Consider the following 14426-nt stretch of genomic DNA (forward strand, 5'->3'; position numbering starts at 1 on the left):
GCAACCGCTCAATGCTTGGCTAAATCGATCTATGGTGTCTGCCCGCAACTGACGCCGATCGGGCGCGTGCGCGTTTGCGTCCGTCGAGGGCTGAGCGGATTGGACGGGGCGCGTTTCGATCATACGCCGGCGCTCACAACTTCGGTGGACCAGGCGGCGCGAACCTGGCGAGCGGCGATGACAGCGAGCTCTTCGGCTTCGCGGTGATGACGCTGGGACTTCGCGTGTACGAGCGACAGCTTGGAACGTTCGAGCTTTTCGCCGAGCGCTTCGAGCCTCACTTGCGCTTTACGAACAATAGACCGTGCCAATGCAACCTCCTCGGCGGCCACACGCAGGCGGGCTTCGATCTCGGCGAGCTGTTCGCGAACGTCGCGTTCCCAGGCGATGAGGACGACGTGATAACGGTTGTAGTCCTCACCGCGACTCAACACGCCATGCGTGCTCAACCACGTTTGCCACTCGCTTTCCCAAGCGTCACGCTGTCGCCGCACCTGAGCGAGCTCCGCGCGACAGGCGTCTGCTTCATCTTCGATAACGCGAAGCACGGCGAGCTTCGCCTGCAGATCGCGCTCAAGGCCGCCGAGCCGAGAGGCGCGAACGCGATGCAGATGCTCCAGCGTGACGATATCGTTAGACCGCATCAGGACTCCGCAACTCGCCGCAACAGCGCAACTGTTTCATGCAGGGATGCACGCTCGCCGATCTGCTGCCGTAACAGCTTGGTGATATTCGGCTTGCAGCGGATCGCCTTGTCCGCCACGGCGTCCGACCCGGCCTTGTACTCGCCGATCTGCAGCAGCACTTGAATGTCCGCATGCTTGGCCAAAAGCTCGCGCAACTCCGCCGCCGCCTTGCGATGTTCAGAAGTGGTCACGTGACTCATGACTCGACTGCGGCTCGCAGCGATGTCAATGGCGGGGTAGTGATCGGCCGCCGCCAACTCACGGGACAGCACAATGTGACCATCGAGCAGCGCACGCAGCTCTTCGCCGATCGGATCTCCCTCTTCGTCATCGACGAGCACGGTGTAAAACGCGGTGATCGCGCCGTACGCACTCTGCCCGGCACGCTCCACCAACGTCGGCAACGCCGAGAAAACAGAAGGAGGGTATCCCCGCCGCGTTGGCGGCTCGCCCGCAGCCAAACCGATCTCACGCAACGCCCGCGCATAGCGCGTCACTGAATCGATGAGCAGTAGCACCGACCGATTCTGCTGCCGAAAGTATTCAGCAATCGCCGTTGCCACGTTCGCGGCCTTCACGCGCTCGCCCGCCGGGCGATCCGACGTCGCCGCGACGACGACAGTGTTCGCAGCGCGGCCGGGCGGAAGCACATTGTCAATGAACTCCCGCACCTCGCGGCCGCGCTCACCGATGAGCCCGACCACCGTGACATCGGCCGCCGTGCCTTGCGCGATCATCGCGAGCAAAGTGCTCTTGCCTGCGCCGGCAGGCGCAAACACGCCGGTGCGTTGACCTTCACCGCAGGTCAGCACCGCATCGATCGCTCGCACACCCGTCTGCAACGAACGTTGAATGCGCTTGCGGTCGAGCGGATTCGGCGGACGGTTGTGAACCGGAAAATCCTGCGCGTTCTTCAACGGACCCAAACCATCGATGGGCTGACCGAATCCGTCTACGACCCGACCGAGCAGTCCGTCGCCCACGCGAATCGTCGGCGCCCGTCCGCAGTGGACCACTTCGGTCTGGACGGAAATGCCCTCGAGCTCGCCGAACGGCATCAGTAGGATCGCTTGCCGTTGCACGCCGACGACCTCAGCAAACATGCGCCACGACAAGTCGCTGGCGCGCAGCTCGCACAAATCCCCGATACGAGCCTGCACACCCGTCGCTTTGATCAGCGTTCCGACCGCTTCGAGCACCCGGCCGCGAGATTCGACCGGAGCGACATCGACCAGCGCTTCATCGAGCGCGGCGGCGAGATAGTGAGGGCGCTGTTGCCGGATGCGCATGACTCAACCCTCGGACCGCAAATCGCTGGCGAGCCGCTTGCCGACGAACGCATTGAGCAGGCCGCGGCGTAAAGCAGCGAGCTGAGTATCGATGCTGCCATCAATCACCCCGAACTCGCTTTCGAGCACGCAGGTGCCGCGCGACGCGTTCGGGTCTTTCGCAACGTCGATCCACTCGACCTGCGGAAACTCTTTCAGCAGCGACGAGACTGCCTCGTTCGCCGCATCGAACTGTTCGGCGCTGACCCGTAATCGCAGCGGCGTGTCGCTGTTTGCTTGCGCCAGAACCCGCCTGATCAACGGTTCCAGCAGCGTACGGTCGTTGGTATTCGCCAGGATCTGTTGAACCGCCTTGAGAACGGTCTGCACGATGCGACCTTCGAGCGACACGAACGAGTGCTCGAGCTGAGCCTTGGTTTCTGCTATCTGCGCGGAGAGTTCAGCACGCGCCTCACGCAATCCGGCCTCGTATCCGCGGCGACGCGCCTGTTCGATTTCAGATTCGAGATTCGCACGCAGTTCCTCGGCCGCACGACGAGCGAGTCGCAAAGTTTCGCGTGCCTCGACCAGCGTCGTGAACTCGTCGGCCTTGACCACGCATCCGCGCCCGGCCATGAGAGAGGCGCGATCGATCGAGAGCAGGGCGGTCACGCGGCGACCTCCGTCGTGGCAACGTTCTCGGCGAACAACCAGGACCAGTCGGGCGCGAGGAGCGGCAGGATCGTCAAGATCACATCCGCATTCAGCTGTCGATGGTTGAGTGCGGAACCGATGGAAAAGTTATCGTGCGACCATCCCATCGGGAATTTCAGCCGCAAGCGGCCATGCAACGCTTGAGTTTCTGGCGGCAACGCTGAATAGAGGGTCGCGACACCCAGGCGCGCCCAAGCATTGCTATCGACGAAGCGTGAGCGCCAATCCGCGGGCCACAATGGCGGCGATGCGGGGACCGGCATCGGCCCACGCCATTCGAGCACCAGTTTGTGAATGTCCTGACCGAGACTTCGCTGAATCAGGCTCGCGTCGTCACGACTCACCAGCAGCCGCAAATGCTGACGCACGAGCAGGCCAGCGATTGCGAGACACAATCGATGCAACGTCGGTCCATCGAGCAGCGCCAATCGTTTGGCTCGATCGGAGAAGTCAAAATCGAACTGATCGTCGAGCTGCCGTTCGCGCAGAATCGCCGTCGACAACTCGCGGATCCAGAACGGCTGCGATTCCAGGGCCGGCTCGATCGGGCCGATACGAGCCGTCAACGCGTCTCGCCAGCTGTGGTGCAAATACTGGGCTGGAAAAAGATTGAACGTCGTGATCGCCGCCGATAACGCTTCGCTGTTCTGGCCGGTGGCGCTCGCAGGGTCAGGCGGCACGACGATCCTCCCTGCTCAACGACGGGGGATCCGAATCTCGCGTGCCGCGCGCAGATTTCCCACGTGAGAGCAGACGGGCGACCCCAGATCCAACCGAAGGTGCATGCAACAGCATCACCAGCATCGCAGCCACGAGCAGCCAGGGAATGGCGAGCAGAATCCACAAAATGGTCGTGCTCGACGACGCAACCGTGGCTCCAAAAAACTTGGTCAGCGGAATCTGCGTGCCGGTCGTCACTGTGGCCCGAGCAGGGAAAAGGCTGACCGCGACATTGTCCGGTCCGAGCCCTTCGATGCTTCGCACGACCATATCCTTCACGGCCGGCACGAGCAGTTGCATGTTCAGATCGGGGCGATGTTTGATAAAGACCGATGCGGAGGAGGGTTTGACCGTCGTATCGAGCGCGTCCTGAGCGGGTACGACGATGTGGACACGTGCGACCACCACGCCATCGATCTCGGACAGCGTATGCGATAGCTCTTGCTGTAAGCCGTGGATGTAGCGCATGCGCTCTTCGGTGGGCGAGGAGATGAGCCCGTTGCGCTCGAAGACCTCGCCGAGACTCGAAAAGCGTTGAGCGGGCTGAGCGTCGGCGCGCAGCAGCTCGATGGCCGTTGCAACGTCCGCGTCTCGCACGTAGACGCTGAACTGTTTGTCGTCCGTCACTCGCTTTTCCGCTTCGATGCCGCCCCGGATCAGTGTCAGGAGCACATCGTTCGCTTCCGCTTCGGTGAGCTGCGAGTAGATCGCCTGCTTGCAGCCGGCGAGCGCCAATATCGAAAGCAATACTGCCGCCCGCCAGGCGTGGCGAGCGGACTGTCGGGTCGTCACGGCGTCATTCAGGAGACTCATGCACGCTGAGTCAGCGTCTGGACGCCGTTCTCGAAGATTGAAGCGCATTTCGAGGACACTTCGACATCCAGCGCGCAGTTGATCATTTGCATCTGCGTGACGACGAGATCCTTCGTGGTCACGTCCTTGCGATCCGCGAAACGGTTCAGCGCCGCCTGGCTCGCTTCCCAACGTTCCGAGAGCCGCTCCAAATGAAGCTGCAATCGGTTGTTGCCGACGCCGTTCACGGCGTTCAAGGTGGCCGAGTTCGCGGACGTCGCGTTGTTCGGTGCGAACATGAGCTGCTCGAACCGCGCCACCGAGTCAGGCGAGCTCGGCGCACGGCTGACGGGGTTTTGCGAGCTTTGCGGGGTAAACGCCAACTCGGGCAGAACGACGGTCGTGCTCACGCGGGAATCTCCGTTGTCATGACTGAACCAAGCCCGTCACGGGCCGACGTTGTAGTGCCGGAAAAAAGCGAATGAGCTCGCAACGCCCTCCGGCGGTCCTTCTTGCTTGCGGGCGAGCTCGACACAACAGTTCGCAATGCTGATAGCGCCGGCGTCGGTGCCGTCGGCAATAATTTTCTCGAACAGTTCCAGCGCCCCTGGGCGGCGCGCGTGGACCAGCATCGTGCCGAGCACCGCGCGGGCAATTTCACAATCGGGCTGGCTTTCGAGCAACGCGTTGAGCTCCTCGATCGCCTGATCGATCAGGCCACGCCGTGCATGCACCATCGCCAGCGCGATGATCGGCGAGGGCTTGCCCGGCCGCAGCTGACGCAGGCACGTGAAAATCTCTTCGGCGCGCTCGTGCATGCCGAATTCGGTGGCCAGAAACCCTGTCTCAGCAAGGCGCTCGAGCAGCAGCGGATCCGGGGCTTTGATTCGCCGTGGGGGAAGGCTGATGCTCGTGACGCCTTGCTGCGACATGAGGGCTCTCCTCTTAGCGCGAGATGGCGCGGGCCGGGGCCGACTTGGCCTCGGAGTCGCTCTTGATGATCGCCGACACGGCCGTCGCGACGATCTGATACTGATTCATGCGCAGGCTGGCCTGCGTCAGCTCGGCCGCCGTGGAGTTGGCGCCCAGGCCGTTCACCGCGGTGGATGCAGCGTTCTCGGCGCCGCCTACCGTATTCACCAATCCGTTCAGGGCGATGGTCATCGTCGTCTCCTCATATCGTGGGCTGGGCAATGGACAATGGGCACAATGCAATCGCATCGCTGCGACTGTTCTTAACAACCCCGCAAGCTCGCGTGCACCGCCTCCAGCACTTCGATCGACAGATCGGTGCTTTGAGCGAGAGCTTGCTGGGTCCGGAATTCCTCTTCGGGCAAGGGCTCGTGCAAACGCTGTCGCGCGTTATCGCGCGCCTGCTCGAAACAACTACGATATTCGGTGAGCACGCTGTCGCTCGCATCGTCATGCAATCGACGCGCGAGCTCGCCGTAAGTGTCTGGATCCTCGGGTTTCACCAGGTTCATGAGCGCTTCCCGAATGCGGCGACATAGAACTCATATTCGCGTCCGTCGCGTGCGAACACGACGCGATCGAGCTCGATGCGCTTGATGTTGAAACCGTCGAACTCGTCGCCTTCGCGATAACGCTTGCCGACCTCGTTGACGAGGTAGCGCTGCTGCCGCCACATCAGCACCGAGAAGCGCTGCGTGATCTGGTTGGGCTGCGCTTTCGGCGTTGCCTGGGCGACTTGCGCGGGTGGCAGCACTTGGAGATCGAGTAGACGCAGGCCGGGCACATCTTTAGCCAACATGCGCAGGCGGGAGGCGTCCTCTTCCGAGGGCACTGCATGCGTGCACGCGAGTTGGCCGCCGCCCCGATACTGAGGTTCGCAGGCGACGCGTGCGAGAGAAGCCATTCGCGACATCGCTTCGAGCATCTCATCCGTCGCAAACACTTCGACGCGCGGCCGGAAGCTCGATGCCGCGGCATCGTTGCTCAATTTGATTCGATGATCGTTGCTGGGCACGTAGCCGGACAGTAGCAGCTCGCGTCCATTGCGTTGATCGATGCCGATCTCCAGCTCGCCGCCCGTAGGCGCGATGTTCGCAAGCCACTGTCGAGCGGCGTCCACTCTGGAAGGCATGTCACCGGCTTCCGGGGTGGAGAGCGCCGCATAAGTCAGGCTCAGTGCGCCGGTCAAACCGACCAGCAACGTCGCGAACAGCACATACGGATTCACTTTGCGCAGCGAACCGATCGCGCCGGTCTCCTTGCCACGCGAGGCGAGTCGTTGCTGAAGGCGCTGCCAATCGGTCGACGATGCGCCGACGCTGAAGGCGGCCTTGCCGCATTCCACGATTTGTCCGTCGCTCAGCGCGGCGATTTCGCCAGGCGCGATGCGCCGGCCGTCGATGGCGATGGGCGCATCCAGGGCTCGACAGCTCATACCGAATCTATCCGAGCTGATCTGGCAATGAGCCGCCGCGACGCCGCCGTCGCAGAGGACGACGCCCGAGGAGAAGTCCGAACCAATCACGATCTTGCCTTCGCCCGGCAACTCCGCGGTCGCGCCATGATGCAGCCCGCTCAGCACGTAGATCTGTCTGAGGAGGTTGTTCGCTGACGCTTCGGTTGTTACGTGACGTTCGGACACGTGCGTTCACCGTGAGTGTGATGCACAAGACGTTAGCCTCGTCATGTGACGTCGCCAACGGAAAACGCAGGTCGTGAGGAGAAAACGTCCGGAGCACCCGGCGGTTTCGGACCACGCGTGCCTCGGTCGCTCAGCTCCGCCGCCGAATCGTCGATGACCGCGCGCGCGCTTTGAATCGATGTGGCATGCAGCTGATCGATCAGCAGCGCGAGCAGATCCTCGTGCCGATGATTGAAACGGAAGCACAGCTCGCCGAGGTACAGATGAAAAAAGCTGCAGGGGATCTTGCGAAGCGCGTGCAGGCGCTCTTTCGCGAAGCCCCAGAATTCTTCGATCGCGCTGGGACCGAGCGGAGCCGTGCTCCGAGTGTTGACGATCACATAGCGGCCGCGCACTTGAAGATTCGCGAGCGCCTGGCGATGGTCGATGGTCCACACTCCGCCGACAGCAGTGCGTTCACGAAGCAAAGGCACGCTTGCTTCAGCAGGGCCGTCAGGCGCGGCGACTACGACAGAGCCATCCTGCTGGCCGATGCCGAGGACTAGTACACGCGTGGCAGTCGTCCAGCCGCGAAAGCCACTGCGATGTTGCGATGGAGCCGGCCGACACTGAGCCAGCGCGAATGCGGAGCGACTCACACGCGCGTCGATGGCGCAACAGGCGCGAATCAATCGATAGAAGCGTTCCTTGGTGTCGACACAAGCATCCGCTTCGTGTCGTTGGCTATAAACGGATGCACCTTGCACGAAGGCGCTCAGCAGCTGCGTCTTGGCGGGCTCGGTGAGCCGCACGGATTCCCAGACTGAACGCCAGCTGTACCGGTGGCCGCAACCCTGGCACTTGTAACGTCCGTCGCCCAACTTCCAGCTCTGCGCGCTGGAGCAATGCGGACATGTCCTCATGTCTGCTCCCTTCGTTCGTTGCTAGTCGGAACCGACGCGGAGTTCGGTCCTACTGCTACTTACGAAATCGGGGAGTCAGAAGGCTCACTCAGAAATGAGATTTTTCCAGCGCGCGGCTTGCGCTGGCTTCCACGCCGCATAAAGCGTGACGAGCGCTTGAGCGGTGCGCTGGCGCAGCCGCGCTTCGTAGGCGGGCAGGCGTGTTGCAATCAAGCGTTCATACGTGCTCGTTAACATCCTTTCGGATTCTTCGCGCAAGCCGGCGCCTGCGAGCGCAGTCCCGAGCAGGCTCTCGGCATTCAACGTGCGCCAATGATCGGGCGCCGTGCGCTGTCGTTGCGCCGTTGTCTCGCGAAGCAGATTGAGAGCGTCGGAAAACTTGCCACTCGCGATCAGCACGGCAGCGAGTCGATCGTTCAAGTCGAGCGTGTACGACTCGGTCGGGCCGAACACTTCCACGGCGCGTGGGGCTTGTGCACGCAGCAGTTCCTCCGCCTGCGCCGTCTTGCCTTGTTCGTGATACGTTTGCGCCAGATGCGTGGCAGTGACGATCGCGATCGGATGATCGGCGCCGTACTCGCTCGTTGCACGTTCCACCACGCTGGCCTGCAACTCGGCGGCGGCGTCGAGCTTGCCGCGATCCCGATAGATCGACGCCAACAAGTTTTCGGCTCGCAGCGTGTTGGTGTGATTGGGGCCGATGGCCCGTCGCGAGCGTTCGACGGTGTCGATCTGCATGCGCTCGGCGGTTTCGAGATCGCCGACCTCGCGATGATTGGTGGCAAGGTTGTGACGGAGGATGAGCGTCTCGGGATGATCCTCGCCGGCAATACGGCGCGACACCTCGAAGCCCTGCCGATTGAGCGCGAGCGCCTCGTCGTACCGGCCAAGATCCGAATAGGCGTTCGCGAGATTGTTCATCGAGGTCAGCGTACTGGGATGCTCTGGCCCCAATGCCTTGCGACAGATTTCGAGCTCCTGCGAATGCAGCTGTGCCGCTTCTTCGTACTTGCCCTGGTTGCGATACGCGATCGCGAGGTTGTTCATGGTCGAGAGCGTTTCTTCGTGCGCTTCGCCCAGTGAGCGCTGCTGAAGCGGCAGGATGCGTGTCAGCAGCGCCACCATGTCGTCGAACTTCCCGCGCTGGTAGAGCAGTAGTGCGACGTTGCCGGCATGAGCCAATGTGTCGGAGTGTTCGGCTCCGAGCACGCGTGTCATGCGATCGAGGGTGTCTCTCGCAAGCGGCTCTGCTTCCTCGTAGCTCGATTCCGCGATCATGATGCTGACGAGATACGCTTGAGACTTGAGGGTGTCTGGATGATCCTCGCCCAGGTGTTCTCGGCGCAGCTCTAGGGCACGTTCGTGATGCTCGCGCGCCGTGGCGTAAGCGCCGAGCGCGTCATACGTCGTTGCGAGCGTGTGCTGGACGTTTGCTTCGAGAATGGGTTGATCGACGAAGCGCTCGCGTGCCTTGGCCGCTGCACGGTCGAGCACGGTGCGCAGCTTTACGTCGGGCTCGGGCTGCTCGTCCGGCCCCGCTTGAGCGAGCAGATCGTCGCGCAGGAAGTTGATGACCTGCTCGCGGGAAGCGGCTTCGATCTGGGCTCGTTGCTCGGCTTGCCTGGCGCGGACGGCGAGCCATGTGCTCATGACTGTGGCACCGACCAGAAAGAGAATGAATACCGCGAACATGCCGACGACAGCCCGATGCCGTCGCGCAAATTTGGCCAGCGCATACACGGCCGTTTGCGGACGGGCGAGCACGGGCTCGTTCCGCAAATGACGCTCCAGATCGTGCGCAAGCTCAGTGGCGCTCGCGTAACGACGATTGGGCTCCTTTTCGAGGCAGCGAAGCACGATCCAGTCGAGCTCGCCCTGCAGATGTTTGCTCAGCTGCGCCAGCGGGACGCGAACGCGTTCGACTGCATTCGAGGCTTGTTCCGGAGACAGTGAACGCAGCTTGTGCGACGGACGTTGCGGCGAGTCGCCGCGAATGCGCTGCTTGATGGACTCGACCTGCGAGTCCGACGAAGCACTGCCTTGAAAGGGCAAGCATCCCGTCAGCAGTTCGTACAGCAGGACGCCCAGAGCGTAAATATCGCTTTGAGCATCGACGGCGCCGCTGCCTGGATAAGTCTGCTCGGGGCTCATGTAGGCGGGCGTGCCGACGAACTGGTCGAAGGCGGTGAACTCGGTAACGTCGCCGGCGCGCCCTTGAGTTGCCTTGGCCACGCCGAAGTCGATGACCTTGGCTAGCGCCGCGCCTTCGTGCAAGGTCACGAGGATGTTCGACGGCTTGATATCGCGATGAATGACACCCTTCGAGTGTGCGTGCTGAATCGCGTGACACACCTGTATGAACAGCCGGATGCGCTCGTCGGGTGTGAGCCGGCATTGGGCGCAGTAATCGGTGATCTTGATCCCGCGCACCAGCTCCATGACGAAGTAGGGGCGGCCGGTCGGCGTCGCGCCGGCGTCGAACACCTTGGCGATGCCCGGATGATCCATCATCGCCAGCACCTGGCGTTCGGCCTCGAAGCGGCCGACCACCGCCCGGGTATCCATGCCGAGCTTGATGACCTTCAGCGCGACCTGTCGTTGCAGCGGTTGCGATTGTTCCGCCAGATAGACGACGCCGCAGCCGCCTTCGCCGATTTGTTGTAGCAGCGTATAGGGGCCGATGCATTCGCCTTCCGCATGGTCTTCCAGCCACGCGAGCTTGGAATCTTCAGCGGACGCTGAAAGAACGGGCGAAATAAACTCCGCGGCCGGTTGCACGCCGGCGAGCAGGGCGTCGATACGTTCGCGCAAGGCCCGGTCGTCGCCACACGCGCGATCGAGAAAGTGCGCGCGTTCCGAATCGGGCAGCGCCAGCGCTGAGGAAAACAGCGCTTCTTCCTGCTGCATCTGGCTCATGGTCGCAGCGTGTGACCCTAGGAATCGCGCAACTCGCGATAAATCCACGTTCTCGCGAACATCCACCAGCGGTTCGCGGTGGCGCGGGACACGCCGAGAGCCAGAGCGGCTTCATTGATTTCGAGCCCGACGAAGTAGCGCAGTTTCACGAGCTCCGCGACTTGCGGGTGCTCTACCACGAGCCGGTCGATGGCGGCGCTGATGGCGAGCAGTTGATCGTCCTCCTCGGAAGTCTCGGCCAGCTCGACTTCGTCGATATCGACATGTTGATTCGCACCGCCATGGCGCAACGCCTGACGCCGGCGGGCGCGGTCAATCAATATATGCCGCATGGTTTCGGTGGCCGCGGCGATGAAATGCGCGCGGCTTTGCCATTCTGCCGATTCTGCACGGCTGAGACGCAGCCACGCTTCATGAACGAGCGCCGTCGGTTGTAACGTCGCATCGTGCGCGCGCCTGGCTATTTGTGTCGCGGCCAGCCGCCGCAGTTCGTCATACACCGCAGGTAACAGCGCGGCGATCGTCGGTTCCAGCGAATGGCGGCGATTGCTTTCGAGCACTCACGATCCTTTAAATGCGAATGTTCCGTCGCAGCTCGTGGCCTCGACAGGCCAGGCCGCGCGATATCCGTATCGCGTCGGGATTCTTACACGAGCGCTAATAAAGTACAGCGTCCATTCGACGCAGAGGGCGACGCGGATTGGCGACAGTGTTCGTATGTAAATACTGCAAAAAACCGCGAGCGCGTCGGCTCATTATTTGACGTTCAGGTGACAAGCCGATTAAACCGGCAGACACCGCGAAGCTGAACGAAACGCGACCGTCCGGTCCGCAACGACCCGGCGCTGCGGCTATTTTTCCACCGCGGCGGTTCGCGATCTTTCTCCTGTCACAGCAAGCCGCTGTGATGTAGGCGCAATCGAAGCCCAGGAGTAAATCGCGTGACGTTCCAACCAGTGTCCAGCGGCTATCAGTCAGGGCGTAACGACCGCTATTGGTCGGAGCTGACGTATGTGATGCGATCGAACGAGGATCTGACGGACGTAGCGCAGCGCTACGGCATCACGGTCGACGAATTGCTCGCCGCCAATCCCAATGTGTCGTCCGCGACCAGTGTTCGCGCGGGCCAGGAAATCACCATTCCAGTCAGTGCAGAGCATGGTGGCCTGCCGATTGTCGATACGCACGGCGTGCAGGGCGCGCAATCGATGCAAGTCGTCGCCGACCAATATGGCGTTCCCGTGGCCGACCTCGAGAACGCCAATCCGCAGATTCCGGATTTCAATGTGCTATTCACCGGCGACACGCTGGCCATTCCGGCGCAACGGCAGAATGCGGGTGGCAGTGATGTCGCCACAGCCGTGCACGATTTGCAGGTTGCACAGGGCAATCTCGAACAGGCTCAGCGACGTGCCGCTAACGGTGACGGCGCTACGCGCGTCGAATTGCGGGAGGGGACGTATCAGAACCAGGTAACGGAGGCGGAGGACGCGCTTCGAACCGCGCTCGAAAATCAGATCGAGCAGCAAGCCGGCGCCGATCCCACCCTCGCGGATATCGATCGTCACGGCGCTGACATTCGCGCCGTGTACGCACAGGATCCGCTTGCGAGCGAAGCCATCGACGCGGCGCTCGTCGATTACAAACAGGATCGCGAAGTCGAGATGATTCTCGACGACGTTACGGCAGCGGGCGATACGCGCGAGCAACTGGAAGCATTGAGTCAGCGCTATCAAGCCGCACCCGACGAGATTCGCAGCAAGTTGGTGGCCGATCCGCGCGCGACCGATTTGTTCGAGGCGGCGGCTCAGTACGCCAATGAGCCATTGAGCGAGGCGTCGACCGATCCGCGAAACCCGGACGTGTTGCCGCAGACGAATTCCGCGATTACGCGACTCGATGAGATCACCGAGGGTCTCGATCCGCAGATCGCGGCGGGCATCGTGAACCAGGCATTGCCCGAGTACGAGAATATTTTCCAGCAACTCGAGCAATTCCCCGTACTCGGCTTCAACGGAACGCAGACCGCGGTGCGCATCGCCGATCGGGTGTGGAGCGCGTCGAACGGCTCCAGTCTGGTCAGTCGCCTGGTGGATCTCGGCACGATGGATGTGACTGGCGTGGGCACGCCGGTGTTCGAGGGCGCAGGCCCCGCGTATCTGATCGAGCTGGGACGCGAGGGCGGCTCGTTCCCTGGCGATGTTTCAATGTTCGAGTATGCGCTGTCAGGCGCCGAGCAATTCCGCGACAGCACGATCGCGGACCATACGGAGAGTTACGCCGAGCACATGGACGAGTTGCGATTCCTCGTCGAGAACGGCGGCGCGGCGATGTCGCCGGAGCAACTCGATGACGCGATTCAGGCGTATGTCAGCGAGAAAGGGCCTGAGTGGGAAAATCGCCTGAACGAGTTGCGCTCGCAGCTCTCCACCGATGGCACGGCGCTGCTCAATCAGGTTCAGCAGCTGGAAGCCGGGCTGAGCTCGGTGCCTGCGGATCAGCAAGAGAGCATGCGCCAGCGCATCGCCGAACTGCTGTCGAGCCCGGAGGCGCAGCTTGCAGTCGGCATGGCGTTGAATCAGAACCCGCCGCTGGTTCGGGGCGCCGCCGGTGACAATCTCGTTCAAACATTCGCGGATCTCGGCATCGTCGGCAAGGACAACGGGCTGGCTGTCGTGCTGGTCTCCTCGTACTTGCGCGAGAACGTGATGGGGCCGGCGGCGAACATCGATCTGTCGAATCCAGCGTCGGTCGAAACGATGCGCACGCAGCTGGAAGACGCTCTCCGGAATAACTCGGGTCTCGCGACGGTGTTGCAGATCACGCCGGATCAGTTGAACGACGTCGCGGACGGCATGCTTGGCCTGCTACCGGAGCCGGGCGCGGTGGATCAATTCGAGTATGCGAACAACGTCGGGCGCAACACCAACAACGCGCTCGATAAGCTGGACGCGAGCCTGGGACGCAGCAGCCCGTTCAATCTGGCCTTCCGAACCAGTGCGGTGGCCATCGTCGGTAGTGGCCTGGTCGACGCGGTCGACCGCTTTGGTGACGATCCTCGACTGCGGAATGGAATCGACGTTGTTTTGGAATCGGCGCGCGTGGGAGTAGATAGCACGCAGCTGTTCGCTGCGCTTCGTAACTGGCCGGAAGGCACGGGTGTTTCGGCGCTGAAGACCGCTGGAAAGTTCGTGCACGTGCTGGGCGCGACGATGGCGGGCGCTGACGGATTGAACCGGCTCGGGCAGGGCGACTATTTCGGCGCGAGCCTCAGCTTCGTCGTTGCGGGCGGCGTGACGTGGGGCGCGTTGGGCTCGTCCGCGGTGGCCGGTCCGCTGGGATTTGGTGCTGCCGCGTTGGCAACCGTCGGGCTGTGGATTTACGACGGCGTTCGCCAGTCGCAACATGCCAATCGTTTCCAAACAGACACGACTGCCAATTTCCTCGAGCACGCCGGCTTCGATGCAGACGCTGCGCATGTGTTGAACGATCACAGCGGCGAGGGCTATAGCGTCGTGCCGTTACTCATGCGGTACGGCGAGCTGAAAGGACTCGACGCGAGGCAAACGGTGGAGTGGGTGAATTCCATCGACAACGATCGTCTCGGCGCTCTGCGCGACAACTTGCATCGCACGCTCGATGAGATCGATGGCGATGTGAGTCGCTTCGAGCAGACGCACGAGAGCGACTCGCTTGTCGTGCCCGATACGGAACAACGGCCTTGGTTCGCCGCGAGCGGCGCGGCGCGGCCGATGTCTGTAGCGCAATTGGATGCGGTGCTGACGGTGTTGGAAGTTCGCAGACCCTGAGCACC

14 protein-coding genes are annotated in these 14426 nt (G+C 62.3%); 1 reads left to right on the top strand and 13 read right to left on the bottom strand.

Translation table 11 applies throughout. From position 1 onward, the window contains the following. Positions 1 to 119 precede the first annotated feature (119 nt). From VGD45_RS06770 to VGD45_RS06830, 13 genes are all read right to left on the bottom strand, one after another. Positions 120 to 644, bottom strand: a complete 525-nt coding sequence (locus tag VGD45_RS06770; protein ID WP_331154514.1) for a hypothetical protein — start codon at positions 642 to 644, stop codon at positions 120 to 122. Next, complete coding sequence (locus VGD45_RS06775; protein ID WP_331154515.1) at positions 644 to 1975, bottom strand: FliI/YscN family ATPase; 1332 nt, start codon at positions 1973 to 1975, stop codon at positions 644 to 646. Before VGD45_RS06775 ends, VGD45_RS06770 begins: the two co-directional genes overlap by 1 nt. A 3-nt stretch (positions 1976 to 1978) precedes the next feature. Beyond that, a complete protein-coding gene (sctL, locus tag VGD45_RS06780; protein ID WP_331154516.1) occupies positions 1979 to 2626 on the bottom strand; it encodes a type III secretion system stator protein SctL in 648 nt (215 codons plus the stop codon). After that, a complete protein-coding gene (locus tag VGD45_RS06785) occupies positions 2623 to 3348 on the bottom strand; it encodes a SctK family type III secretion system sorting platform protein (protein ID WP_331154517.1) in 726 nt (241 codons plus the stop codon). The genes sctL and VGD45_RS06785 overlap by 4 nt, the downstream gene beginning before the upstream one ends. Then, positions 3338 to 4201, bottom strand: coding sequence for a type III secretion system inner membrane ring lipoprotein SctJ (gene sctJ / locus VGD45_RS06790; RefSeq protein WP_331154518.1), 864 nt, complete (start codon positions 4199 to 4201; stop codon positions 3338 to 3340). The genes VGD45_RS06785 and sctJ overlap by 11 nt, the downstream gene beginning before the upstream one ends. After that, positions 4198 to 4590 (bottom strand): hypothetical protein, encoded by a 393-nt coding sequence (locus tag VGD45_RS06795; RefSeq protein ID WP_331154519.1) that lies wholly within the window; start codon positions 4588 to 4590, stop codon positions 4198 to 4200. Before VGD45_RS06795 ends, sctJ begins: the two co-directional genes overlap by 4 nt. Before the next feature lie 36 nt (positions 4591 to 4626). Further along, entirely contained in the window at positions 4627 to 5112 is a 486-nt protein-coding gene (locus VGD45_RS06800) for a tetratricopeptide repeat protein (RefSeq protein ID WP_331154520.1), read from the bottom strand. Positions 5113 to 5125: 13 nt separating this feature from the next. Then, a complete protein-coding gene (locus tag VGD45_RS06805) occupies positions 5126 to 5344 on the bottom strand; it encodes a hypothetical protein (protein ID WP_331154521.1) in 219 nt (72 codons plus the stop codon). A 71-nt stretch (positions 5345 to 5415) separates the two neighbouring features. Then, positions 5416 to 5664, bottom strand: coding sequence for a hypothetical protein (locus VGD45_RS06810; protein ID WP_331154522.1), 249 nt, complete (start codon positions 5662 to 5664; stop codon positions 5416 to 5418). Next, complete coding sequence (locus tag VGD45_RS06815; RefSeq protein ID WP_331154523.1) at positions 5661 to 6794, bottom strand: FHA domain-containing protein; 1134 nt, start codon at positions 6792 to 6794, stop codon at positions 5661 to 5663. The genes VGD45_RS06810 and VGD45_RS06815 overlap by 4 nt, the downstream gene beginning before the upstream one ends. Positions 6795 to 6835: 41 nt before the next feature. After that, positions 6836 to 7696, bottom strand: coding sequence for a hypothetical protein (locus VGD45_RS06820; RefSeq protein ID WP_331154524.1), 861 nt, complete (start codon positions 7694 to 7696; stop codon positions 6836 to 6838). An 84-nt stretch (positions 7697 to 7780) separates the two neighbouring features. Then, positions 7781 to 10612, bottom strand: coding sequence for a tetratricopeptide repeat protein (locus VGD45_RS06825; RefSeq protein WP_331154525.1), 2832 nt, complete (start codon positions 10610 to 10612; stop codon positions 7781 to 7783). A gap of 17 nt (positions 10613 to 10629) precedes the next feature. After that, complete coding sequence (locus tag VGD45_RS06830; protein WP_331154526.1) at positions 10630 to 11172, bottom strand: ECF-type sigma factor; 543 nt, start codon at positions 11170 to 11172, stop codon at positions 10630 to 10632. Positions 11173 to 11553: 381 nt separating this feature from the next. On the opposite strand from VGD45_RS06830, the gene VGD45_RS06835 reads away from it, so the two are divergent. After that, positions 11554 to 14421 (top strand): LysM peptidoglycan-binding domain-containing protein, encoded by a 2868-nt coding sequence (locus VGD45_RS06835; protein ID WP_331154527.1) that lies wholly within the window; start codon positions 11554 to 11556, stop codon positions 14419 to 14421. Positions 14422 to 14426: the final 5 nt, after the last annotated feature.

This window comes from Steroidobacter sp., assembly GCF_036402275.1.
Lineage (GTDB): Bacteria > Pseudomonadota > Gammaproteobacteria > Steroidobacterales > Steroidobacteraceae > Steroidobacter.